Below are 25405 nucleotides of genomic sequence, written 5' to 3' on the forward strand. Positions count from 1 at the left end.
CCAAAAACAAGGCTTGTACAAAACAAGCCTTGTTTTTTTATGCATAAACCCCCCATGCTGATTTACTTCTCTCTTTTAAAAAATGTGATTCTGCGCAAACTATTTTTCAGCCTGCCGCGTCTATCCTAGGTAACAGCCTACGATATACGTATATTCAAAAAGGAGCCCTTTATTGCAATGAAGAAAAAACAAACAACAAAAGCGTTGCTTGTCACATGCATAACTGACCATAAGCAAGATTTCTACAGGTTGGCTTTCAGTTATGTGAAAAATCAAGATGACGCATTAGATATTGTTCAGGAATCTATAAAAAAAGCGCTGAGCTCAGTTGAAACGGTCAGGAACCCTGAGACGATAAAAAGCTGGTTTTATAAAATTTTAGTACGGACAGCCATTGACTTTTTGCGCAAACAAAAAAAGATAAGAGTGATGGACGACGAAACGATAGAATTTTTAAGCAAAGGAAAGGAAGACCATTACAAGGATACTGATCTCCATGAAGCGCTTGACGAATTGCCGTACCGCTATAAAACCATTATTATTTTACGTTTTTTTGAAGACCTCAAATTAGAAGAAATTGCGGAAATTACAGGAGAAAACACGAATACCGTCAAAACGCGCCTATACAGAGCATTGAAGCTGATGCGCATTCAGTTGACGAAGGAGGATCTTTCTTAATGGATAAGAGATTACAGCAATTAAGAGAAGAATATAAAAATGTTCAGATTCCTAAAGAATTGGATATCATTGTTGAAAAAGCCCTTCAGCAAGAACCAAAAAAGAAAAGAATCGTTATGTGGCCGACATCAGCAGCAATCGCTGCAGCTATTTTATTCACTGCGCTTGTTAATATCAACCCGGACGCCGCTCAGGCTATGTCAAAGATCCCTGTCATCGGCAAAATCGTCAAAGCGATCACCTTTATTGAAATCAAAGAGGAAAAAGACCAATCAAGCATTGATGTCAAAACACCTGCTTTGTCCGGGCTTTCTAATAAAGAGCTTGAAAACAGCATTAACGAGAAATACTTGAAAGAAAGCCAGCAGCTGTATAAAGAGTTTATACAGTCCACATCCAAAAACAAAAAAGGGCATCTCAGCATCTACAGTGATTACGAGACGGTCACAGACACGCCAGATTTACTCTCTATCCGGCGCAATATTGAAACAACACAAGCATCTTCCTACACACAAAGCCGTTATATTACAATTGACAAAAAGAATGATATTTTACTTACATTAAAAAGCTTATTCAAAGATGAGCGCTATATCAAAGTCATCAGTCAAAACATCAAAGAACAAATGAAACAGCAAATGAAGGAAGATCCAAATAAAATATATTGGCTCACTGACGAAGATGCAGAACCGTTCAAAACGATTCTTCCTGATCAGACGTTTTACATTACTGAAGACCATAAACTTGTGATCTCATTTGACGAATATGAAGTCGCCCCCGGCTATATGGGCGTTACAGAGTTTACAATTCCAACCGGCGTCATTTCAAACTTGCTCGTGGGAGAACGTTATATTCGATAAAATAAAAACATCCATCTAAGATTATGGATGTTTTCTCTCTTCTCTATTCGAGGTCGTAACCCCGCTATCAAAAACAACGAGAATATTTGCATACTATTGGAGGAATACCCATGTATCACAAGACACAGCATCATCGATACATTCCTGGACTTGATGGCCTTCGGGCTTTCGCCGTCCTGTCAGTTATCACTTATCACCTAAATTTCAATTGGGCTAACGGTGGTTTTATCGGGGTTGATATCTTTTTTGTTTTATCCGGATATTTGATTACATCTATTCTATTACCGGCATATGGAAATGATATCAATCTTGATTTTCGGGATTTTTGGGTGCGCCGCATTCGGCGGCTTCTCCCGGCAGCGTACCTTATGATCTTTTCCACTGTTGTGTGGGTCGTATTGTTTGATCGAGAACTATTGCACACTGTACGTGGAGATGCGATCTCTTCTCTCTTTTATATGAGCAATTGGTGGTTTATTTTTCACAAGCTATCATATTTTGATAGTTTCGGTTCCCCATCACCTCTAAAAAACCTTTGGTCGCTGGCGATTGAAGAACAATTTTATATCATATGGCCGATGTTTTTAGTTGTTGGAATGTACATAATGAAAAGCCGCGCCAGATTGGCTGCGGTGATATCATTGCTTGTGCTTTGTTCAGCCGTGATGATGAGCGTACTGTATGAACCTGGCGGAGATCCGAGCCGCGTTTACTATGGCACAGACACTCGTTCGTTTGAACTTCTCATCGGATGTGCCTTGGCTTTGGTATGGCCGATGAAAAGGCTGTCTTCCAACAGGCTGCCAAGCAAACTGAAGCACACTTTGCACGCCACTGAATTTTTGGCATTTTGTATTTTAGTGTTGTGTGTCTATTTCACAGATGAATACGAGCCTTTTCTTTACAGAGGCGGAATGCTATTCATTAGCGTGACTGCCGCAATCCTTATTGCATGTGTTTGCCATCCGAGCAGCTTTTTAGGCAATCTGCTTTCATGGAGGCCGCTTCGGTGGCTTGGAACGAGGTCTTACGGAATTTATCTTTGGCACTACCCTGTTATTGTGTTAAGCACGCCAGTTCAAGAAATCGGAAACCCTGTTTTTTGGCATATCGTGCTAAAGGTCATTGTGACATGTATACTTGCCGAGCTCTCCTACCATTTTATTGAGAAGCCGATACGGACACAGGGATTTAGGTCATTTTCCCGCCGTGTTTTTATACATAGAATCAAGGAATGGAAAACGACATCTGTCATCAGCAAAATGTCAATTGGTTTCATTATTTTCGCTATACTTATTTTTGCAGGCGGGCTGTCAGGGCTAGCCGGCGAGCAAAAGCACCCTACCAAATGGACCTATAGCTCACAAGAAACAAATGCTGACACCAGCCAGGCTTCTGGGGATAAAAAGAACGCTGCAGCAGATAAAAAACACAATCCTGAACAAAAGACAACAGATTCCAATCAGGGTCAAAAGGAAAACAAAGATAGTGGGCAAGAGACTCATAAAAAGAAAGACACGCAATCCCAACAGTTGAAAAAACCAGCAGACACTGCGAAAGAAGTTTTAGCTATAGGAGATTCCGTCATGCTTGATATTTCTTCACACCTGCGTCAGTCATTTTCAAATGTGACGATTGATGGAAAGGTAGGGAGACAAATGTCTCAAGCTTTGGAACTCGCAAGGGAATACAAGTCTTTTAATCAGCCGAACAAGGCTGTCATCATTGAGCTTGGAACCAATGGCTATTTTACAAACAGCCAAATCGAACAACTGCTTCAATCTTTCTCAAAAGCTCATATTTATCTTGTCAATACACGGGTTCCCCGCCAATGGGAAAGCAAGGTAAATGAATCTTTGCAGCAACAGGCCCACGCACATCAAAATGTTACGTTAGTTGACTGGCATACAGAAGCTCTTCAGCATCCGGAATATTTTACCCCTGATGGTGTTCACTTGGTTCCTAAAGGGGCAAAAACTTTGACTGCTCTTATTGTTCAGGCGATGAAATCGTAAAAAAGAGATCCTATACAGATCACTTTTTTACTTTAGTTTCTGATCGTTGATTATGTCTTCTTTCAGCAAGGCAGCCCTTATGTTTACATGCCGTTTACGTAAGGGTAAGCCAAAATTGAATGGAGGGATGATAATGAAAGGAAATGAAGAACATGACATCCAAAAAGAGTTGAAACGATATGAGCTTTTTTTCAAAAAACGATATAAGGTTCTTTATACAGTAAACGATTTTATCATCGGTGCTATGTTTCTCGTTGGAAGTTTTTTCTTTTTTTATGACCGGTTAATGTCGGCAGGGATATGGCTGTTTGCGATCGGAAGTTTGCTGCTGTTAATCAGGCCGACCATTCGGCTGATTCATGACTTTCATTACCGTAAGCATGTGGAACAGCAATTCAAGCATCAATCTTCAACAGATGACTGATCTTAAGGAATAAGAAAGAACAAAATGCCAAAAGCCTGAGTCGAAAATCAAAAACAAGACTTTCAGACTATTTATTTTTAAAAACAAGGTAAAAAGAACTAAACTTTTGCCTCTGCATGCCGATATGAATAATAAGGCCGGCGCGATACTCCCTATAACATCCTTTTCAGTAGATTTCATTATCGTGCCGGTTTTCTCATATGCAAAGCAATCCCGCCAATCAGATTGGCGGGATTTTATATTTTACATTCCTGTCCAAACGTCTTTCACATAACGTCTTTGATCTTGCAGCTTTTGCAGCCATACAGCTGATTCTTCCTGACTTGCTGCTTTTTCAGCTTCATATGCCAATCGCAAAGTTCTCTCTACATCAGGAGCCATTTGCGATCCATCACCGCATACGTAAATATGAGCCCCTTTTTCAATGAGTGTCATCAATTTCTGCGTATCTTGCTTGAGCAAGTGCTGGACATATCCTTTTGGTTCGTTTTCGACGCGCGAGTAGCATCGGCGGATTGTGACCAAACCGTCCTGTTCCGCTTGATCCAGCTCTTCTCTGTAAAGGTCGTCATGGTCCGGGCGGCGGCAGCCGAAGTATAAAAGTGCTTCACCAAGGGTGCTTCCTTCCTTCTTCAAAACCGATCTTGCCTGAATAAAGCCTCTGAATGGCGCAATTCCTGTGCCCGGCCCGACCATAATCATAGGCGTTTCAGGATCATTCGGCATCTGAAATCCGGACTGCGGCGTACGAATGAAGCAAGCTGCTGCATCACCTGTATTCAATTCTGCTAAATAATTAGAGGCGACACCCCGGTATTCACCTCGGCCGCTCCATGCTGAGGCTTTCACAACTCCTACCGTCATGCTCACGATATTTGCATGAACTTTCGGTGAGCTTGAAATGGAATAGTATCTCGGTTTTAGTGATGGCAAAAGTGCTAAAAACCGTTCAAACGGCATTTCGCAAGCAGGATAATCCTCTAAAAAATCAAGCATGGTAAGACGTTTTGCAAGTACCTGCTCTTTGTAAATGCCATCATCTGAAACGAGCTGTTCCAGCTCTTTTTGATGCGGCGGACAAACTGTATAAGAGGCCAGCTCCCGAAGCTGAAGCCTTGATGCCGGTTCCTGCAGCTCTACATAGGACGACAATAAATCCACTACTTTGATTGGCCGATCCATCGGCAGATGAGCCATATGAGCGCTTCCGCTTACTTTTATCACATGATTGGACTGCAAACCGAATCGGCTGAGAACCCGCTGAACAAGCTCCCTGCTGTTCTTTGGCAGGATTCCGATATGATCGCCTTCTTTATATGTTTTACCAGCCGGAATTTCCAATTCAATATGGCGGGTTGAACGCGTGCTGGCAGCTGTCTGGAGTTCTCGATTCTCTAACACAATCCCTTCAAACGCGCCATATGCTTTAGCAACCGGCGTTTCCGTCGCTTCACTGAGAAAAGTAATCGATAATGAAGGCCTGTCTTCTTTCTGGGCTATTTCGTTAATATCAAATGCGTCCATCGTTTCCTTCCAGAAGCGGTTTTCCCAAGACTCGCGGTGGCTTTCAAAATCATCGGCGGCGTCACCTTCCCCAATCGCTGTTAAACGCGATGCCCCCTTTGCTTTCATCATGTCATCAATCAGGCGGGGAATCCGCTGATACGTGCTGGCCCAGCTCCGGTTTCCGCAGCCGAATACCGCATAGGAAACACCTTTCAATTGGCCTTCCTCAAGCTCTTTCAGCCACTCTACAAATCCGGCAGCATTATCAGGCGGCGCCCCATTATAAGAAGCCGTTACAATGACGACTGCCCCTTCTTCAGGGAGCTTGCCGATATAATCATCAAGCGGAGCCGTTTCAGCTGTAAAGCCCATCTGGCGGCCTTGAGCAGCCAGTTCACCGGCTATTCCCTCAGCTGTCCCAAGATTTGAACCAAAAAGAACAAGTAAAGGTGTGCCGTGTTTAGGTTTGGTTTCTTTTGGCTTTGTTTCTGCTTTGATGTCTGCCTGTTCTTTTCTCTGTACATTGATTGCCGCTGTTTTTCGCGGTTTCACAGTAATTTTAAAATCATCCGGCTTGATCGTTAATGCTTCTTTGATTTTTAGTTCGTAGCCAGTATGGTTTATCAATTCAAAATGCTTTAATACAAGACCGAGAACCATTGTCGCTTCTTGAAGAGCAAACTGCATGCCAATACAAGCGCGCTGTCCGTTTCCAAACGGCTTATACGCATGGTGAGGGATACTTGAAGGATCCTCAAACCGTTCCGGACGGAAATCTTCCGCATCCGGTCCCCAAGCGTTTTGATCCCGGTGCAGTTTTGGAATTAAAACAGTGACTGGCTGCCCTTTGCTGATCGGATATTCCCCGCCTAGAACAGTATCCTCCTTCGCATATAGAGAAAAAGCCGGAGCTGTTGGATACAGTCTGAGGGTTTCATTTAAAACCATCCGAATGTATTTGAGCTGCTGGATTTGTTTATATTCAGGCGTGTCATCCGTTAACACGCGATCCGCTTCCTCCTGAGCTTTTTTCAGTTTTTCCGGATGTGTAAGCAGACAATAAATCGCAAAGGATAGCAACCCGCTTGTTGTCTCATGTCCAGCAATTAAAAATGTGATGATTTGGTATCGAATGTTTTCGTCATCCAGCGTTTCACCCGTTACTGGATCTTTGGCATAAAGCATGAGAGACAAGAGATCCTTAATGTTTTCATCCGGATTCGCCTTTCGCTCCGCTATCATTCTATCAACCAGGGAGTTCATGACTTCTATATCCTTTTGGAACTGCAGCTTCGTTTTCACCATCATTTTATCTTGCAGGCCCAGTCTTTTCGATTGATTCATCGCCTCTTTTAAGGCACGGAGCATACTGGTGATAAACGGATGCTGTGAATCACGGTAAAAGCTGTTGAATCGATAGTTAAACCCGCATAACCCAATCGTATCAAGCGTCAGACGTGTCATATCGTCCGCTACATCAATTTCTTCATTAGGGTTTAACCGGCTCCACTTTTGAATCAGCTGGGTTGCGATATCCAGCATCATAGAATGATAGCCTTTCATCGCTTTTTGACTAAAACTCGGCAGCAAAATGCGGTGGGCTTTTTGCCAGTTCGGTTCGTGCGTCCAGCTTGTAAATAAGCCATCTCCCCCGAACTCACGCACCTTTTGCAAGCCTTTGCCAAGGTTCTTGTCAAAGCGTTTTTCATCACACACTTCAGCCACAAGATTGTGGCCGGACACAAAAACACTGGATACTCCCGGAAAATCAAAACGGAAAATCGGTCCCAATTCATCAGCTATCCGCCATAAGGATTGAGAAAGCTGTTCTTTTTCCAGATGCGGAAGATTTTTTAAAGGTCCGTATGTTTTGGGCTGAGGTATTGCGCTTGCCTGTTTCATTAACATCTCCCTTTCCTATTTTTGTGATGAATGAAGCTTAATGGCGTCCCAGCAGCATTGTTCCAATTCAGTAATTAAATCAGTGTCCATCTCTATATCACCTGTTTGAACGAGCTGATATATCTTGAGAAACGCCCCTAATACAATCGCAATTAACACATTAGAGGGCAGGCTGCGAATCACGCCTTCCGCTTTTCCCTTATTAAAATAGTCATCAAGCATTTGAGTCAGATTTTCTATCATTTTTTTGCTTGTATGATTTAAGTAATGAGCGTCTTTTTTGGTTTCAAGAAAAAAAAGCGCATAGTCGCTCTCTTTCGTAAACTGAACGAGACAGCAAAATACGTGGTGAAAGCCTTCTCTGACAGGCAATTCTGAAACGTCTTGCTTCAGTTTTTCCGTAAATCGCTGGATGCTTTCTTGAAACAGTACGTTAACGAGTGTTTCTTTGCTGTCAAAATAACGATAGATCGTTCCTGTCCCTACATGAGCACGTTCAGCTATCATAGGAATAGTGGTAGCGTCAAAACCCCTTTCCGTAAAAAGTGAGACTGACGCTTTCATAATCATGTCGTATTTACTGCTGGATGCGGATATCATGTAATCTGACAACCTCCGATTCGTTTACGGAATGAATATTCATTCCTTTTGTTCACAAAGAATGTCTGCCCTGTCTGATATCACCTCTTTGTTCTTTCTTCTGTTATAAGTTTATATGAAAAAAACTTTTTTTAATATAAAGTATATGCAAAAAATAAAAAATTAAGAAAATATACCCAAATCCTAATACGAGGATCTTGGATATATTTCCCGAGAAATTTTTTATTTAACAGCCACAATACATAGACAGGAAGCACGCCTGATAACAGAAAGATCCCTGAAATGCTGGTCTTTCAGCAGTTGAATATACGTTTTCTCTTTTTCACCGGTATTTGTGTCAATACTGATATAAAACCGGCCGTCAATTTGAAGCACCCTGTAAATTTCTCTTAATGCAAGCCTAATATCGGTGCAGCTTTGAACCGTATGTAAAGAAAAGACTTTATTAAAGGTACGGTCATCAAAGGGAATGTCCTCTGGATAGCCATGAAAAACCTCCCCGTTCCCCATGTTCTTTCGATTCGCACGTGATATCTGTCTTACCTTTCGTTTTGAAGGATCAATGCTTTTTAGGCTACCCTTTTTTAGTTTCTTGGTTATGCTTTTAAAGACAGTGCCGTTTCCAATTCCAATTTCTAAAATTCTGTCATTTTCTTGTATATCTATAGAGTCAATCATCATATGCTCAATTGTTTTGGTTAGCTTATATTTCCGAGAAAATAATTTCCAAAAATCCGATCGTTTATAGAGTCTATTTTCTAGCATTTTAAACACCTGCTTTTGGTTTCCTATGTTTATTTATTATCTTAAAAAAATAAACATCATCTTCATTTCTAAAAGTGAAGGAAGGTACCAACTAGACGGCAATGTATTGAAAAATGTTTCAATAGAACTAAACTTTTTCATTTTTTTCCGAAAAAAAAGCAGAAAACATAATGTTTTCTGCCCTCTTTCTAATGCCAATGATAAGGGAATACATACAGCCTTTGCTGCTGCATTGCCATCAGCCTCTGCTGTCGGAATGGATTTCCATAACCATGTTTGAAGGAATGCGGCATGGACGCATAACCATGGCCAATCGACGGCAGTCTTTTTTGATAATCGTTCATCATGCCATCACCTGCCTCACAATAACGTTGATTTACTATATGCAGGCGCGCATTTTCTTGACAGCTATTTCGCTAAACTTGGTCCTTCTCCATTGTATAATGCATCAATAGTTCCATTCTAAGCATATGCCATTCCCCCTTCAGTTTTTTTCGTTGCTTTTAGCGCCAGTTTGTTAAATAAAGATGCTTTAACTGAGACTCTTTCATTTCATCATAAATTTGTTCAATCTGCTGTTCTCGTTCGAATTCTTCCAGGCTTTTAAACCGTTTTTTAATCGTTAACGTTAAAAAGAATAGGTTAATCGTCATATCGCTCACCCCCTTTCAAAGTCCGCATCAAGCGAAATAACCCGCGGCACAACCCTTCTGCCGCGGGCAAATAAAAACCGCAGACAAAAGAAGACACCAATGCCTCTACTGCCTGCGGGGAGTTGCGTATGTCCGACTATTCCGAATTTAATGCGTGCGATAAGCATCGGTTAAGGAAGGACACGAACTCTTCCACAGGCTGAATAAACCATGAACTTTTACATGTGTATCACGTACAGGTTGACGTCGTTGTCTCATTGTCATTTTGGTTCAGCCTCCTTTGCTTTTTTCTTACTTTGTAAGTATATCCACCAAATTCCATTTTGTAAACATCTTTTTCTAAAAATGGACGGAAATTGTGCAAATCATCGAATGGATTTGCCCGTTGGTCATGACACCTGCTTCATTTCTTTTCTGGAGCGGTCTTTCTTATGATATGCAATAAAATAAATGAGACCGACAAATACAGCTCCGCCGATGACATTACCGATAAAAGCCGGAATGATGTTTCCGATGAACTGCCCCCACGTGAATGAGCCTGCAAAAATGGCAGCAGGAATCACAAACATGTTGGCGACAACGTGCTGAAATCCGATAGCCACAAAAGCCATGATTGGGAACCAGATGCCAAGGATTTTTCCTGCTGCGTCTTGGGCGCCGAAAGAAAGCCACACTGCAAGACATACAAGCCAGTTACAGCCGATGGCGGAAATGAGAACCTTGCCAAAGCTCATATCAAGCTTTCCTTGGGCAACGGCAATCGTTTTTTCTAAATAAGGACCTGTTTCAGTCAATCCAACCAAATGCCCGAAAAAGTAAGCAACAAACAATGCGCCGATTAAGTTCATAATTGTGACGATTCCCCAGTTAATCGCTAACTCTTTTACTGATATTTTTCTCGAAAATAACGCCATCGCAACTGACATCATATTGCCTGTGATCAGTTCAGCGCCAGCGAGAACGACAAGGATCAGGCCGACTGGAAATACTGCTGCACCAATCAAACTGGACAGGCTCCCCCATTCTTTCGGAAGATCGCCAATTACCCTGATATCAAGCAAATACCCAAGCGCGATAAATGCACCGCCTAAAAACCCCAGCACAAGCAGTGACGGCAGCGGGAGCTTTATTTTTTTCATCCCTGCTTCAATTGCTGCTTCCGCTATTTCATCCGGTTTTCGAAAAGCCATAATAAAACGCCTCCATTACTTCTTCTTTTCTCACAGTTATGCAAGAAAGGCAATAAAAAAGGCAGCACTCAAATAACCTGTGTCAAACCAGGCGTTTGAATGCTGCCTAACTTGTATGCATACCCATACAACAATATCAAGCAGTATATAAGATATTGAAAGAGAATATATACAGTTCGTGCATACATTCCATTGCTTTAGCCTTCTATAACTGTAGCAACATCATATCAAATGTGACAAATTTGTGTCAATGACAAATATACTAGCTTTGCAGAGCTTCTTTTTGCTCATCTATTTTTCGGTCAAAAACAAATACAGATACAGCGATGTTTTCCTCAATTTTAATATCAGAAAACAAATGGACTAGCTTAGCTCCCATAAGTTCCTCCATTCCTTCCGGTGTTTGTTTGGAATAAAGGTCTTGAATTAGGCTTGTCCGGGCCGCATGTACCATCTCTCTTCCTTCAGGCGTGCGGGCAATAAACTGCTCGCTTGCACTCAGATTTCCGTATAGTGTTGAAACTGCCATGTTTTCTACAAATACAGTATGAATTCTCTCAGGCCCTTTTCCGAACAATTCTTTGCGAAGTTTTCGAATAATATCATTGAATTCATGAATTTTTTTAGACATGCTGATTACCCCTTCCGATATTGCCTTATAAAGGCTTTTCCCGGTTCCCCTCAGGACATTTCACTTGGTTAAAATTTTCCTGCCATATTGTATTATAATAAATATCACATTATAATAAAAGCAGTGTTGATGGATTTGTAATAGGATCTTGTTATGAGTCTATCGTTTTATAAAAATCAAGGATTGGTCTGTTAGTAAGACTTGCTAGTGAACTATTCCGCCATGTGTGTTTACACCTTCTTAGAATTAAGGGCAGGTGTATCTATACATGGCTTTTTTTGACTTCTTGAAAGAAAGATGGAGGGGAATATGAATATGATGGACGTTAAGTCGATCAGTGTCCGTGTAGACGGAACAGAAATTCAAGCACGAGCAGGGGCCACAATTTTAGATATTTTAAATGAAAACGGAATTGAGTACCCGCAGATTTGCCACGTACCAGAGGTTGACCCGATTCAAACTTGTGATACTTGCATAGTAGAGGCAAACGGCAAGCTGGTTCGTTCATGCGCGACGGTTGCAGAAAACGGGATGTCTATTGATCTTTCAGGAAATCGAGTGAAAGAAGCGCAAACCGAAGCGATGGACCGCCTTCTTGAAAATCATTTGCTGTATTGTACAGTTTGCGATAACAACAATGGAAACTGTACGCTGCATAATACAGCGGAAATGATGGGGATCGAGCATCAAAAATACCCATACACGCCAAAAGAAGATCCTTCTTGCGCGGTTGATATGTCTCATCCTTTTTACCGCTATGATCCAAACCAATGTATTGCCTGCGGCCAGTGTGTTGAGGTCTGTCAAAACCTTCAGGTAAATGAAACACTCTCAATCGACTGGGAACGCGAACGCCCTCGCGTCATTTGGGATGAGGGAGTTCCGATCAATGAATCTTCCTGTGTCAGCTGCGGTCAGTGTGTAACAGTATGTCCATGTAATGCACTGATGGAAAAATCAATGCTCGGGCAGGCTGGTTTTATGACAGGCATTAAAGAGGACGTCATGGAACCGATGATTGATCTCGTGAAAAATGTTGAACCGGGGTATGGCAGCATTTTTGCCATTTCTGAAGTCGAAGCGGCAATGCGTGAAACGAGAACGAAAAAAACGAAAACTGTATGTACGTTCTGCGGTGTCGGATGTTCATTTGAAGTATGGACAAAAGGACGGGATATTTTAAAGATCCAGCCTGTTTCTGATGCTCCGGTTAACGCAATTTCCACATGTGTCAAAGGGAAATTCGGCTGGGATTTTGTCAATTCAAAAGAGCGGATCACAAAGCCTTTAATCCGTAAAAACGGAGCCTTTGTGGAATCTTCTTGGGAAGAAGCCCTCGATCTTGTCGCAAGCAGATTAGGATCAATTAAAGAGCAGTACGGTAAAGGCTCTGTAGGGTTTATTTCTTCTTCTAAAATTACGAATGAAGAAAACTACGTCATTCAAAAACTAGCGCGTCAGGTATTTGAAACAAACAACGTCGATAACTGCTCACGCTACTGCCAGTCTCCTGCTACAGACGGATTGTTCCGCACTGTCGGCATGGGCGGTGACGCCGGCACGATTAAAGATATTGCCAAAGCAGGCCTGGTCATCATTGTCGGTGCCAATCCGGCGGAAGGACACCCAGTGCTCGCAACACGCGTCAAACGGGCACACAAGCTCCACGGTCAAAAACTGATTGTTGCTGACCTGCGTAAAAATGAGATGGCTGAGCGATCTGATCTGTTCATCAGCCCTAAACAAGGCACAGACCAAGTTTGGCTGATGGCTGTTACGAAATATATGATCGACCAAGGCTGGCACGATCAGGCGTTTATTGATGAGAACGTCAATTACTTTGAAGATTATAAAGAAACCCTTAAAACGTATACGCTTGATTATGCAGAACGCATCACAGGCCTTTCAAAAGAAAACATCATTCAAATTGCTGAAATGATTCGTGATGCTGACGGCACTTGTGTCCTTTGGGGAATGGGTGTCACACAAAATACAGGCGGTTCTGATACATCAGCAGCCATTTCAAACCTGCTTCTCGCTACGGGCAACTATCGCCGTCCAGGTGCCGGCGCTTATCCTCTGCGCGGACACAATAACGTGCAAGGCGCATGTGATATGGGAACATTGCCTGGCTGGCTGCCGGGATATCAGCATATTACAGATGACAAAGCACGCGCTAAATTTGAAGAGGCATATGGTGTCGAGATTGATGGAAAGCCTGGTTTAGATAATATTCAAATGCTTCATGCCATTGAAGAAGGAAAAATGAAAGCTATGTATCTTGTCGGTGAGGATATGGCACTGGTCGATTCAAACGCGAACCATGTGCATGATATTTTATCAAGCCTTGATTTCTTCGTGGTACAGGACATCTTCCTGTCAAGAACAGCTCAATATGCTGATGTCGTCTTGCCGGCCACTCCTTCACTTGAAAAAGACGGAACATTTACCAACACAGAACGCCGTGTCCAGCGATTGTATCAGGCGCTTCCGACGCTTGGTGACGCAAAACCGGACTGGTGGATTATTCAAGAGGTGGCAAACCGTTTAGGAGCGAATTGGAATTACAGCCATCCAAGTGACATTTTCTCTGAAATGGCGAGTCTTTCTCCTCTGTTTGCCAAAGCAAGCTATGAGGTGCTTGAAGGCTGGAACAGCTTCCTATGGGGCAGCTTCACAGGTGAAAGCACACCGCTTCTGTATGAAGACGGATTTAATTTCCCTGACAAAAAAGCCCGCTTTGCCCTTTCTGATTGGACCGAGCCAGCGGCATTTCCGGAGGAATATGACCTTCATATCAATAACGGCCGGATGCTGGAGCATTTCCACGAAGGAAACATGACAAATAAATCGAAAGGCATCCAAGCGAAAGTGCCGAATGTATTCGTTGAGATCTCACCTGAGCTTGCACAAGAGCGAGGTGTTTGTGACGGTTCGCTTGTACGGCTCGTTTCTCCGTTCGGAGCAGTCAAATTGAACGCGCTGATCACAGACCGGGTACGGAAAAATGAACTCTATTTGCCAATGAACTCGACAGACAAGGAGTCAGCGATTAACTTCTTGACGGGCCCTGCAGCTGATAAACGGACGAACACGCCTGCTTATAAACAGACAAAGGTCCGCATGGAAGTGCTTGGCGGCTGTGAAACAGCGCCGCTTCCAAAAACAAATCCGCGCAACAAAAAACGGCATCCGCAAAACGGAGTCGAAGCAGAAAGAAAATGGAACCGCCCTGGCTATGTACATCTGACTGATTAAACGATAGGAGGAAAACGAATGGCCACTCCGATTACGACGATCAAAAAAGAAACAAAAACAGCTGAGCAAATTAAGCTTGAAAAAATAGAAGAACTGAAAGAGCTGCTGGCGGAAAATGAGGACGCCGTCTCTAAAACGATGACGTTAATGAATGAACTCAATGATCTTGGAATTTTTGATGCGGCAACAAGCATGCTCAGAGCGAAGGAAGACATTGCCAAGATTGCGCTTGGCCAAGTTTCCCGCGAGCCTGTCACCAACCTCATCAACACGATGATGGCCGCCGGAGGCGCATTGACAAAAGCCGATCCTGAGTTTACAGCAAAGCTTTTAGAAAGCGTAATGGCTGGGACTGAACAGGCACAAAGCTTTTTAAAAGAAGACAAGAAAGTCGGGATTCTCGACCTGTTAAAAGCAATGAACGATCCTGACATCAACAGAGCCGTCGGGTTCGGCCTTCAGTTTTTAAAAGGCATGGGAAAAGAACTTCGAGAACAATAACAGAAAAACAGCCATCTCTGATGATGGCTGTTTTTTTATTCGTCGGCTTCTTCCAGACGCTTCTTGTAAATAAGTGAACGGTCAGCGCAAAAGAAGGCACCGGCTAAAAATACGCAATCCGCTAAAAACATCGTCGATTTCTGGCCTAATGTTAAGCCTTGATCAGGGAGAACTGCGCCTATATATAAAAAAGTGCTGACTGCAAGCAATGTAAAAGCAAAATGCTTGTAGTCTTCTTTTAAAGATTTCATTCTATTTTTGTTCAAAAGAATCACCTGCCAGATTCATAGTATACGACTATTATAATATAATCCGGCGGCTTACAGAGAAAGTAATTCTATCCATTTGTTATATATTTTCAAGCGCTTGGCCGATATCTTCCAACAAGTCTTCCGCATCTTCAATTCCTACAGAAATTCTGATCAAGCCGTCCGTAATGCCGAGCTCAAGCCGGCGTTCTCTCGGAATAGAGGCATGTGTCATTCTTGCAGGAACAGAAATTAAGCTTTCAACCGCCCCCAGGCTTTCAGCAATGGTAAACAGTTTCAGATTTCCTAAAAACGCATCAACCCGTTCTTCACTGCCAATATCAAAGGAGATCATGCCGCCGAAGCCCGCTCCTTGCGTTTTTGCAAGCTCATGTCCGGGATGATTTGAAGAACCAGGGTAATATAACGTTTGGACAGCAGGGTGATTCTCAAGAAAGCTTGCGATTTTCCGCGCATTTTGATCGATCGCTTCCATTCTGAGTCCCAACGTTTTGATTCCTCTCATTAACAGCCAGGAATCTTGAGGGCCGAGCACGCCGCCTGTGGAGTTTTGCACAAAATGCAGCTCTTCTCCAAGCTCTTTCGAAGCTGTCACAACTAAACCTCCGACGACATCACTGTGTCCGCCAAGATATTTTGTCGCACTGTGCAGTACGATATCAGCGCCTAAAGTAAGCGGCTGTTGAAAATAAGGAGTATTAAAGGTATTGTCTACGATAAGCAGAACACCCGCTTTTTTTGCGATATCAGCCATGAGCGTCAGGTCGGTGATTTTGAGCAACGGGTTTGTCGGTGTTTCAATATAAATTGCTTTTGTATTAGGGCGAATCGCTTTTTCAACTTCTTCCCTGCTGCTCGTATCAACAAATGTTGATTCAATGCCAAGACGGTTAAGCACCTTTGTCATCACGCGATATGTTCCGCCGTACACATCATCAGTCAACACGACATGATCTCCGCTGTTAAACAGCATCATAACCGCTGTAATGGCAGCCATTCCTGAGCTGAACGCATAGCCTGCTTCCCCGCTTTCCAGTTCTGTCACAAGTGCTTCGAGAGCGGTTCGAGTCGGATTGGCCGTTCTTGAATACTCGTAGCCTGTATGCTGCCCTGCTTTCGGCTGCTTGTACGTGCTTACTTGATAAATCGGCACGGAAACTGCGCCTGTTTTCTCATCACCTGTGATTCCGCCATGTATCATCAATGTTTTTTTCTTCATATCAGATGCCTCCTTCGTATATTTGTTTGCTGATATATCGATCGCTGCTGTCAGGAAATACTGTGACAATGTTAGTTCCAGCGGATGCTTTTTTCGCTTCCTCCAATGCCGCATAAAGCGCTGCACCTGAAGAGCTTCCGATCAGCAGGCCTTCTTTTTCTGCCGCTTCTTTCACAAGTCTAAACGCATTCTCATCTGTTACGGTGTAGATCTCGTCAAAATGGCTCTTATCCATATAATCGGGGATAAACTCCATGCCGATGCCCTCTGTTTTATGAGCGTGGGGCTCTCCTCCGTTTAAAATCGAGCCCACCGGTTCAACAATCACCGTTTTGACTGCTGGATTTTTTTCTTTTAAGAAGGAAGCTGTCCCTGCGAATGTGCCTCCTGATCCTGCCCCTGCGACAAATGTATGAATATTCCCGTCAAGCGCTTCCCACATTTCAGGTCCAAGCGTCTTATAGTAAGTCGATGGATTTACTCGGTTTTTAAATTGCAAAACGCAATAAGAATTTTCAATTTCAGTCTCCAGCTGAATGGCTTTTTGAATGGCTCCCTGCATTCCGTCTTGACGCGGTGTATGAATGATTGATGCGCCAAGCGCTTGCATAATTTGCTGTTTCTCTCTGCTGAAATGTTCAGGGACACAGAAAATCGCTTTCAGCCCATATTTTCTGGCACTTAACGCAAGGCCGATCCCTGTATTGCCTGCCGTAGCTTCTATAATCACTCCGCCGGGTTTCACTTTGCCTGAATCGAGCGCGTCACGAATCAGCATATCTCCCAGTCTGTCTTTGATGCTTCCCCCTGGATTCATCATTTCAAGCTTGGCATACACCGCGACTCCTTCTGGAACATCAAAGTTCTTCAAGCGGAGAAGCGGTGTATTCCCAATCAGCTCGGTAATGTCCGTAATCACTGTCATATATGTCCTCCTCCTTAATAGAGGTTGTTTTTAGAGAAAAACGGAGGAGAACGTTCTCCCCGTTTTAATGAATTCGTTTGATCACCTTTAACACAAGCTCTGTTGAATGAACAGCCGCCTGCTCTAAAAATTGGTCAAATGAAACATGTGATTCTTTGCCTGCGATATCTGATAACGCTCTGATGACGACAAACGGCGTTTTAAATTGATGGCATACTTGAGCCACTGCCGCAGCCTCCATTTCAACCGCGTACAGATCAGAAAATCTCGCACGCACCTCTTCAACCCGCTTCGGATCGTTCATGAAAGAATCGCCTGTTGCAATCGTTCCTTTTGCAACCTGAATGCCGTCGAGTTCAGATACCGCTTCTTCAGTGATGCTGATCAGCTTTTCATCCGCCGCATAAGCAGCCGGAAGACCCGGCACTTGGCCGTATTCATAGTCAAAAGCCGTTACGTCTACATCATGGTGGCGAACGTCAGTGGAAATGACGACATCCCCTACATTCAATGTATGATGAAATCCGCCGGCTGAGCCTGTGTTAATGACATAATCAGGCTTGTAACGGTCAAGCAGAAGCGTCGTGCTGATAGCAGCATTTACTTTTCCAATTCCTGATTTTAAAAGAATCACTTCAGTTCCTTCATATTCGCCTGTTGTAAATTCACAGTGTGCGATCGTTTCTGTTTTTGCATTTTCAAGTTTGTTTCTTAAGATGGTAACTTCCTCTTCCATTGCTCCGATGACTGCTAGTCTCATCTATTCACATTCCCTTCACTTTACCGTTTGATCGCCTCCATTATCCACACGAAGTCGTTTTGCTGAGTGAATCGGACTGCAAAACCTTCAGCTGTAAACATTTCTTTCAACGCATCCAATGTAGGATAATGCTCTGTCTCTAAATCATTTGCAAGCTGATAAAAGCCTTGAGAACGGGCTTTATCGATAGCCTGTTGATACGCTTGCGCATTTTCAAAGACGGTATCGGCAAACACTATTTTATCATGCAAGTGAAGGTATTTGCCATATTGCTTTATGGCAGCCCGCTTTTCTTCGTCAGTCAAATGATGAAAAGCATATGAACTGACAATCGTATCAGCCTGAAATGGCGGCTCAGGGAATGTCAGGAAGTCTCCATCAACGATTTCCGTCCTGCCTGAGAGCTTGTCAGAAGCCAGTTTACGCATTGCTGGAGAAGGTTCGATTCCAAATACAGTTTTGCCTGCATCGAGCAGCTTAGCTGTCAAATTCCCGGTCCCCGGGCCAAATTCTAACACATGCGTTCCAGATTTTCTGACGATGGCATCAAGGATATGATCGTAGCCTCTGAACGCTTCTTTATACTGAATATCTAAACCTTGTACTGTTTGATCATAAGTTGCTGCCCAATCTTCAAAGAGAGGGATAAATTCACGGCCCATATTTGTCACACTCCATATTTAATAATTCCTATAAGTATACTATGGATTAATGATGGAACAGTTCCTATAATACCACATATTCTGAAAAGCAGGTACTAAAACACTTTGTGTATTTTATGCCATCTCATATTGCGCATTGACCGCAAAAAAGCTTATACTTCATATGACTTGTGAAAGCTGGAGGGTCAAGACATGAATTTTCAATTAGATCTGATTAAAGACAAAGTGGAATTTTTTGAAGCGGCTTCATTGCAGGAGCTTGAAAAGAAAATCAATACACAAATTGAAAACAATAAAGCCATCATGCTCCGGGTGAAATCTGTTTCACACCAAACTCTTGTGGCAGAAGGAAGAATATTGTACAGCGCGGTGGTTCATTTCTCAGCTGAAGCCTAAAACAAAAGCAGCCGGTTTTAACCCGGCTGCTTTTGTTTATTTTAGCTTTTCTACTTTTGTCGGCTTCCAGCCTTTTTCATCGACCCATGTAATCGTGACTTGATATTTATTCCCAGTCGCCTTGTCCAAAATCTTGCCTTTGGCATCCTGAGGGCTGCCGTTATTTCCAAGCCAGAGCACCGTCATGTTATCTGTTGAGACACCAGTTGCGTACGAAATGGCTTTCAGCATCTCAGCCCAGTCTTGTGAGCTTGAATCATAAGTAGCGGCATGCTCGCCAGTCTGCTCAGTTCCGACTGCTTTCCAGTCAGGATTTTCATACGTTTTTTCCACATCGCTCGATGAGCCGCCTTCTGTTACTTTTGCATCTTTAAGCCCGTCACCGGCTGAATCTGAGCTTGAATCTGAATCAGAGTCATCTTTTTTAGAAGAAGAATCATCTTTTTTGGAATCAGAGTCAGAAGACTTCTCAGAATCCTTTTCGCTGTCAGATGTATCTTTCTTGCTGTCTTTTATATCCTCATCCGATTTCTTTTCCGTCTTTCCTGAAGCCGGAGATTCCTGTTTTTGCGCCGTTTCAGAATCCTTGCTGACATCTTTGCTAGAAGGACTGTTAATGAAGAGATTCGCTGCTACTACGACAATTAGTATGGATACGATTGCGATTAAAATGTTAAGCACTAAATTGGCTTTTCTGCGTTTATCACGATTTTCATAACGAGATTGATTATTGCTCAATAATTCTGCACTCCTTTATCCCTCTTGGCTCAGCATATATTTTAACATGTGCTGAGAAGTTGTTCTATTTCTGATTGATTTCAATTTCGTGTACTTTTTTAACAATATCATAAAACACCGAATTTGTCAGAGCCTTATCTCCCGGTGTATCCATGTGTAAAACAACTAGAGCGTATTTCGGCTTATCCGCGGGAAAATATCCGGCAAACCATTTTTCGTAGAGCGTTTCCTTCTCTTTTGAAAGCTTGCCTGTCTGGGCTGTGCCCGACTTCCCTGCTACAGTATACGGAAGATCTTGAAACCTTCTGCCCGTTCCGGAAGGAGATTCTACTACCCGCCGCAGTATTTTTTGAAGCTGCTGTGACGTATATTTGTCTATCGTTTCCCCTTTGAGCTTCTGATCTTTAAACGTAACGAGCGTTGTGCCGTTCTTATACTCAATTTGTTCGGCAATTTTCACCTGCCGTTTTTCTCCGCCGCGGGCGATTGTCGCCATCATATTGGCTACCTCCAGCGGCGTTACCTTTACATTTTTCTGCCCGATTGCTGTTTGCGCAATGGCTTTTTTGACTGATTTGTCTTTTTCATCCCCCCAAATCACGCCGCTTTTTTCGTTATACAGCTGGCGGAAATCGGTTTCGTGGTACAGTTTTCCCTCCCAGCCTGCCCGATCAGTGAGAGCCAGCTTCTCGGACATATCTTCAATAACCGAGCTGTCTTTTTTCATTAATTGTTCTGCAAGACTCGTAAATGTGTAATTACAGCTTTGGGCAAAACTTTCATCAAAAGACAAGGTGCCTTTGTCGTCCCCCGGTTCCCCGTACAGGTTTAAATTGCAATTAAAGGTTTGACTAGGCTTCACCATATTATTTTCGATTGCAGCTGCGGCAATGACTGTTTTAAAAACTGATCCGGGATAGATTGGCGTCAGCATATAATTTTGAAGTGTGTTTTGCCGGGACACGTCTGCATCTGGTTTGCTTACAATTCCCAGAACACTGCTATTTTCGATGTCCAGCAGCACAGCTCCTCCCTTTTTCAGCCCCTGTTCATCCAATACCTCCTCCATCGCTTTTTGAATGCTTTGATCGATCGTTGTTTTGATCTGGAGCGGATAAAATGTATTGGCTTCAGCTGTATATTTGACGTCCATGCCAAACAAAGGGTTTCCTTTTCCGTCCACATGATATAAAAGCTTTGTGTCTTGTTCCGGAAGCAAAAACTCGTCAAATGTCCGTTCTAAACCGGTTGTTCCGATTTCTGTTGTAATCGGAAGGCTCTCCTTGTCAGGATATTTCTTGCGAAGCAGCGCCGGATCTTGGTTCGTGCTCCCTATCGTATGTGAAGCAAGGCTGGGCTTGTCTTCATTCTCCATATATACGCCGTAAATGCCGGGATATTTCAAAGAATTGATTTTTGTGATAGATTGTTTTGAAAGTGTTTTGATTTTCTTTTGCTGCAAAATGACCGGTTTTTTTGCCTGACCTAGTGTCTGGCGCAAATCATCTTCAGACATGCCGAGGATGTCCGCAACTTTTTTGATCGGCCAATCCTGCGTCAGCAGAAAAGGGAACAAAACAACCGCAGGCTCGCTTTGTCCTGTCAGCGCCCGCCCGTTTCGATCTAAAAAAGAGCCTCTTCCATCTGAAATGAGCACTTCCTCCGTCCGCTGTTTCACACTTTCTTGAATCAAATTAATTTTCTTTTTAGAAAATGATTCTGTGAAAAACAGCTGGATTTCTGCAAGTCTCAGCAGAAGCAGAAAAAATACAATCAAAAAAGCGATGACTGCCAGCTTCATTCGTTTCGATATCTTCATAAAAAAACACCTCACCCACATTGTGGACGAGGTGTTTCGCTGCTAAACAGATATTATGAAATTTTCACAATTTTCACGAGCATTTCTCCGCCCGGTGTTTGTACTGTGACTTCTTCATCTACTTTTTTGCCCAAGAGGCTTTTTGCGATCGGTGAATCGTTTGAGATTTTCCCTTCAAACGGGTCAGCTTCCGCGCTTCCGACGATCGTATATGATTCTTCATCACCGTCAGGCAGTTCGACGAAAGTGACGGTTTTACCCAAACCGACAACGTTAGAGCCGCCGTCATCTTCAATGATTTTCGCATTGCGAATCATATTTTCAAGAGTCGTCACGCGGCCCTCTACAAATGCCTGCTCTTCTTTCGCTGAATCGTATTCAGAGTTCTCGGAAAGGTCTCCGAAGCTTCTCGCAATTTTGATTCGCTCTACTACTTCTTTTCGTTTAACCGTTTTCAAATATTCTAATTCTTGTTCAAGTTTTTGTTTTCCTTCTGCAGTCATAGGAAAAACTTTCTCTTGTGCCATGTCCCTTCACTCCTTCTGGTTGTCCCTCAACATCTTCGATTATGTATGAGAGCATAAACTAAAAAATACAAGAATGAGAACACAGGGCAGTCCTCGTTCTTCTCTCCCATATAGGTACTGTTTATCTTAAACTGAATCGTGTCGTTCTGCAAATATTTCGCGTTTATAAACAGGGAAAGAAGGGAATTCGCACATTCCCTTCCTGCCTATACATAATATGGTCAGAGTTATTTATGTCTATGCTATGGTATTACAAAATCGCGTTTTGTTCAAGAATGGTTTGAATTTTTGTGACCATCAGATCAATTGCGACGTGATTCTGACCGCCTTCCGGGATAATAATATCAGCGTATCGTTTCGTCGGCTCGACGAATTGGTTATGCATCGGACGGACCACTGACACATATTGTTCAATGACAGAATCAATAGAGCGTCCGCGCTCATTAATATCTCTCATAATCCGTCTGATGATACGCAAGTCAGCGTCCGTATCAACATAAAGCTTGATATCCATCAGATCACGAAGCCTTTTGTCTTCAAGAACAAGAATGCCTTCAAGGATAATAACATCCTTTGGCTCTACGTGAACCGTTTCTTCTGAACGTGTGTGAAGCTTATAGTCATAAATCGGCTTTTCAATCGGGCGGTAATTCAATAGATCTTGAATATGCTCGATTAAATAGTCATTATCAAACGCAAGCGGATGATCATAGTTTGTGTTCAGCCTTTCTTCAAACGGAAGATGGCTTTGGTCTTTATAATAAAGGTCCTGCTGGATCATTAAAATTGAGTGTCCTTTAAACTGTTCATAAATGGACCGTGTGACACTCGTTTTTCCTGAACCGGAACCTCCTGCGATTCCAATGACTACTGGATTCTTACCCATGGGCTGTTACTTCCCCTTTCTCATCATGTTGCTCGGATAAATCTTTTTGTCTAGTTTGAATTTGACAATTTGCAGGGGATGGCGGGCAGCATCTAGCTCATTTCCGTCTTCGTCCCAAATGGTTTCAATCGTATGTGTAAAGTTTTCGATTTCTGGACCGAAAAATTCCACTTCGTCGCCTTTTTTGAAGAAATTGCGCTGCTGAAGCGTGACCATTTGTGTATCTTCATCATAATTCAGCACTAAGCCGACAAAATCATATGTCGTTTTCTTGGCGTGTTCGCCGAACATTTGCTCTTCATAGCCTGGCGTTCCTTCAAAGAAAGCTGTCGCAGTGTCCCTGTTGGCGCACTTATCAAGCTCTTCAAGCCATTCTTTTTGAATCACAAAGTTTTCTGGATCAGCGCAATAAGCATCGATTACTTTGCGGTATACGCTGACAACAGTTGCTACATAGTGAATGGATTTCATGCGGCCTTCAATCTTTAAGCTGTCGATCCCCATTTCAATCATTTTTGGAATGGATTCAATCAGCTTCAAATCTTTCGGGCTCATCGCAAATGGTGCATCTTCTTCACCATACAAAGCAACGGCGTTGGCACCGTCTGTTTGGTAGAGATCATAATCCCAGCGGCATGACTGGCAGCAGCCTCCGCGGTTGGAATCCCGCGCTGTCATGTGATTGCTCAGCACGCAGCGGCCGGAATATGCAATACACATTGCGCCATGAATGAAGGATTCGATTTCGATATCTACCTTTTCTTTCATTTCTCTGATTTCAAGAGCGCTAGTTTCACGTGCCAGCACGACGCGGTCGAGACCTTCTTCCTTCCAGAACTGGACAGCCTTCCAGTTTGAAAGAGACTGCTGTGTGCTCAAGTGAACCTCAACATTCGGCGCCACTCTGCGGCATGTTTCAATAATAAGCGGATCTGCCACAATAATACCGGCAACGTTGGCGTCTCCAAGCGCTTTTAAATAGTCTTCAAGCCCGTCCATGTTTTCATTATGAGCGAAAATATTCGTTGTTACGTAGATCTTCGCGCCATATTTCTTTGCGAATTCAACGCCTTCTGCAATTTCTTCGATCGTAAAGTTATCGGCATTCGAGCGAAGCCCGTATTCCTGTCCCCCGATAAAGACCGCGTCCGCTCCGTAATGAACAGCGATTTTCAGCTTTTCAAGATTACCCGCAGGTGCGAGAAGCTCCGGCTTTTTCGTAATCACACGCTTTCCATTAACGATTGTGGATATTTTATCATTTACGGCAGTCATAGCTTAACCTCCTTTTGATTAATAAACCGTTTCCTTGAAGAAGAATCCGGTATCAATTTTTCTGTTTACTGGCTGGATGCTTTCAATGCGTTCGATCCAGTCTTCTTTTTTCGCTTCGTATTCGTCACGGTTTTCCACGCACAAATCAATTGCTTCTCTGTACATTTTGGTGACTTCTATTAGGTATTCAGGCATTTTCAAAACACCATCGATTTTGAAAGAATCAATTCCGGCATCTATCAATTCCTCGAGCTCATCAATGATGCACACATCGTTCGGGCTCATGATGTGAGTGCCGTTTTCATCTTCGAAAATCGGATATTTATTATCGCGTTCTTTATCGTGTAAAAACATGCCTGATTCTTTTTTCTTTCTTTCAATGTCCATGACTTTGCCCTGATATTCAAAATAGTTTCCAATCAAAGAACGCTTCGATTGGAACATGCACGTCATTCCATGCACCTGGATTTCAATTTCGACTTCAGCATTTTCTTTAATCTCAACAATGCTGTCCATGTTTAATTCTCTGGCAAGCACAGAACGCGCCGCACCCTTGCGTCCCCAGTAGTTGCATGTATAATAGTTGGTGCCTGTCGTTTCTGTGCTCCAATGAAGCTTCAGATCAGGCGCAGATTCACGGGCAGCCATCAGCACGGCAGGATCGCCGAATACCGCTGCATCGACACCGGCTTCTGCTAAGAAAGCCAGATATTCGCCAAGCTCACCCACTTTATCATTATGGAAAATTGCATTTACAGCAACGTATACTTTTGCCCCTTCTTTGTGAGCAATCTCTACGGCTTTTGTTACATCTTCACGAGAAAATTCTCCGGCTAATCTCAAGCCGTATCTCTGTTCCCCAACTAAAAACGCAGTTGCCCCAGCCTGTATGAGCGGCAAAATGTCCGCTGTACTCGTCGGCGTCACTAAGAGCTCTGGTTTTTTCATG

At 43.0% G+C, this 25405-nt stretch carries 25 protein-coding genes and 1 other RNA gene; 8 read left to right on the forward strand and 18 right to left on the reverse strand.

Features of this window, described 5'->3' with window-relative positions; all coding sequences use genetic code 11:
- Positions 1–177: 177 nt before the first annotated feature.
- From sigV to surF, 5 genes are all read left to right on the forward strand, one after another.
- Positions 178–678 (forward strand): RNA polymerase ECF(extracytoplasmic function)-type sigma factor (sigma(V)), encoded by a 501-nt coding sequence (gene sigV / locus BSU_27120; RefSeq protein NP_390590.1) that lies wholly within the window; start codon positions 178–180, stop codon positions 676–678.
- Positions 678–1535 (forward strand): anti-sigma(V) factor, encoded by an 858-nt coding sequence (rsiV, locus tag BSU_27130; RefSeq protein NP_390591.1) that lies wholly within the window; start codon positions 678–680, stop codon positions 1533–1535. Before sigV ends, rsiV begins: the two co-directional genes overlap by 1 nt.
- Positions 1536–1645: 110 nt before the next feature.
- Positions 1646–3550 (forward strand): peptidoglycan O-acetyltransferase, encoded by a 1905-nt coding sequence (gene oatA, locus BSU_27140; protein NP_390592.1) that lies wholly within the window; start codon positions 1646–1648, stop codon positions 3548–3550.
- Positions 3551–3683: 133 nt separating this feature from the next.
- Entirely contained in the window at positions 3684–3974 is a 291-nt protein-coding gene (yrhK, locus tag BSU_27150; protein NP_390593.1) for a hypothetical protein, read from the forward strand.
- A 136-nt stretch (positions 3975–4110) separates the two neighbouring features.
- Positions 4111–4211: small untranslated RNA expressed under sporulation conditions (SurF-AbrB) (gene surF / locus BSU_misc_RNA_82), an RNA gene on the forward strand.
- Between the two features lie 6 nt (positions 4212–4217).
- On the opposite strand, the gene cypB is transcribed toward surF, so the two are convergent.
- From cypB to yrhF, 7 genes are all read right to left on the reverse strand, one after another.
- Positions 4218–7382: a cytochrome P450 CYP102A3 gene (gene cypB, locus BSU_27160; protein NP_390594.1), complete on the reverse strand. Its 3165-nt coding sequence runs from the start codon at positions 7380–7382 to the stop codon at positions 4218–4220.
- Positions 7383–7397: 15 nt separating this feature from the next.
- Complete coding sequence (bscR, locus tag BSU_27170; protein ID NP_390595.1) at positions 7398–7982, reverse strand: transcriptional regulator for cypB; 585 nt, start codon at positions 7980–7982, stop codon at positions 7398–7400.
- Between the two features lie 222 nt (positions 7983–8204).
- On the reverse strand, positions 8205–8747 hold the full coding sequence (gene yrhH / locus BSU_27180; RefSeq protein NP_390596.1) for a putative methyltransferase: 543 nt from the start codon (positions 8745–8747) through the stop codon (positions 8205–8207).
- A 188-nt stretch (positions 8748–8935) separates the two neighbouring features.
- Positions 8936–9094, reverse strand: a complete 159-nt coding sequence (locus BSU_27185) for a hypothetical protein (RefSeq protein YP_009513991.1) — start codon at positions 9092–9094, stop codon at positions 8936–8938.
- A 156-nt stretch (positions 9095–9250) separates the two neighbouring features.
- A complete protein-coding gene (yrzI, locus tag BSU_27190) occupies positions 9251–9400 on the reverse strand; it encodes a hypothetical protein (RefSeq protein ID NP_390597.1) in 150 nt (49 codons plus the stop codon).
- 389 nt (positions 9401–9789) lie between these two features.
- On the reverse strand, positions 9790–10590 hold the full coding sequence (gene yrhG, locus BSU_27200) for a putative formate/nitrite transporter (protein ID NP_390598.1): 801 nt from the start codon (positions 10588–10590) through the stop codon (positions 9790–9792).
- Between the two features lie 262 nt (positions 10591–10852).
- Positions 10853–11221, reverse strand: coding sequence for a hypothetical protein (gene yrhF / locus BSU_27210; protein NP_390599.1), 369 nt, complete (start codon positions 11219–11221; stop codon positions 10853–10855).
- A 315-nt stretch (positions 11222–11536) separates the two neighbouring features.
- Here yrhF and yrhE point away from each other — a divergent pair, with 315 nt between their 5' ends.
- Positions 11537–14479 (forward strand): putative formate dehydrogenase, encoded by a 2943-nt coding sequence (yrhE, locus tag BSU_27220; RefSeq protein NP_390600.1) that lies wholly within the window; start codon positions 11537–11539, stop codon positions 14477–14479.
- Between the two features lie 18 nt (positions 14480–14497).
- Complete coding sequence (yrhD, locus tag BSU_27230) at positions 14498–14980, forward strand: hypothetical protein (RefSeq protein NP_390601.1); 483 nt, start codon at positions 14498–14500, stop codon at positions 14978–14980.
- A 35-nt stretch (positions 14981–15015) separates the two neighbouring features.
- Here the strand turns inward: yrhD and yrhC are convergent, their stop codons facing one another.
- From yrhC to yrrT, 5 genes are all read right to left on the reverse strand, one after another.
- Positions 15016–15246, reverse strand: coding sequence for a hypothetical protein (yrhC, locus tag BSU_27240; RefSeq protein ID NP_390602.1), 231 nt, complete (start codon positions 15244–15246; stop codon positions 15016–15018).
- 82 nt (positions 15247–15328) lie between these two features.
- Positions 15329–16468 (reverse strand): cystathionine gamma-lyase and homocysteine gamma-lyase for reverse transsulfuration pathway, encoded by a 1140-nt coding sequence (mccB, locus tag BSU_27250; RefSeq protein NP_390603.1) that lies wholly within the window; start codon positions 16466–16468, stop codon positions 15329–15331.
- A 1-nt stretch (position 16469) separates the two neighbouring features.
- Positions 16470–17393 (reverse strand): cystathionine beta-synthase for the reverse transsulfuration pathway, encoded by a 924-nt coding sequence (mccA, locus tag BSU_27260; protein ID NP_390604.1) that lies wholly within the window; start codon positions 17391–17393, stop codon positions 16470–16472.
- 64 nt (positions 17394–17457) lie between these two features.
- Complete coding sequence (gene mtnN, locus BSU_27270) at positions 17458–18153, reverse strand: methylthioadenosine / S-adenosylhomocysteine nucleosidase (RefSeq protein NP_390605.1); 696 nt, start codon at positions 18151–18153, stop codon at positions 17458–17460.
- 20 nt (positions 18154–18173) lie between these two features.
- Positions 18174–18815 carry a putative AdoMet-dependent methyltransferase gene (gene yrrT / locus BSU_27280; protein NP_390606.1) on the reverse strand — a complete coding sequence of 214 codons (642 nt, stop codon included), beginning with the start codon at positions 18813–18815 and terminating at the stop codon, positions 18174–18176.
- Positions 18816–19007: 192 nt separating this feature from the next.
- Here yrrT and yrzA point away from each other — a divergent pair, with 192 nt between their 5' ends.
- Complete coding sequence (gene yrzA, locus BSU_27290; protein ID NP_390607.1) at positions 19008–19211, forward strand: hypothetical protein; 204 nt, start codon at positions 19008–19010, stop codon at positions 19209–19211.
- A 36-nt stretch (positions 19212–19247) separates the two neighbouring features.
- Here yrzA and yrrS read toward each other — a convergent pair whose 3' ends face one another.
- The 6 genes from yrrS to yrrN all read right to left on the reverse strand — a co-directional run bounded on the left by yrrS (position 19248) and on the right by yrrN (position 25404).
- On the reverse strand, positions 19248–19949 hold the full coding sequence (gene yrrS / locus BSU_27300; RefSeq protein NP_390608.1) for a hypothetical protein: 702 nt from the start codon (positions 19947–19949) through the stop codon (positions 19248–19250).
- A 64-nt stretch (positions 19950–20013) separates the two neighbouring features.
- Positions 20014–21768 carry a penicillin-binding protein PBP4B gene (pbpI, locus tag BSU_27310; protein ID NP_390609.1) on the reverse strand — a complete coding sequence of 585 codons (1755 nt, stop codon included), beginning with the start codon at positions 21766–21768 and terminating at the stop codon, positions 20014–20016.
- Between the two features lie 53 nt (positions 21769–21821).
- On the reverse strand, positions 21822–22295 hold the full coding sequence (greA, locus tag BSU_27320; RefSeq protein ID NP_390610.1) for a transcription elongation factor resolving backtracking / stalling: 474 nt from the start codon (positions 22293–22295) through the stop codon (positions 21822–21824).
- 250 nt (positions 22296–22545) lie between these two features.
- Positions 22546–23181: a uridine kinase gene (gene udk, locus BSU_27330; protein ID NP_390611.1), complete on the reverse strand. Its 636-nt coding sequence runs from the start codon at positions 23179–23181 to the stop codon at positions 22546–22548.
- A 6-nt stretch (positions 23182–23187) separates the two neighbouring features.
- Entirely contained in the window at positions 23188–24456 is a 1269-nt protein-coding gene (yrrO, locus tag BSU_27340; protein NP_390612.1) for a putative hydrolase large subunit, read from the reverse strand.
- Between the two features lie 18 nt (positions 24457–24474).
- Positions 24475–25404 carry a putative hydrolase small subunit gene (gene yrrN / locus BSU_27350; RefSeq protein ID NP_390613.1) on the reverse strand — a complete coding sequence of 310 codons (930 nt, stop codon included), beginning with the start codon at positions 25402–25404 and terminating at the stop codon, positions 24475–24477.
- Position 25405: the final 1 nt, after the last annotated feature.

This window comes from Bacillus subtilis subsp. subtilis str. 168 (assembly GCF_000009045.1).
Taxonomy (GTDB): Bacteria; Bacillota; Bacilli; order Bacillales; family Bacillaceae; genus Bacillus; species Bacillus subtilis.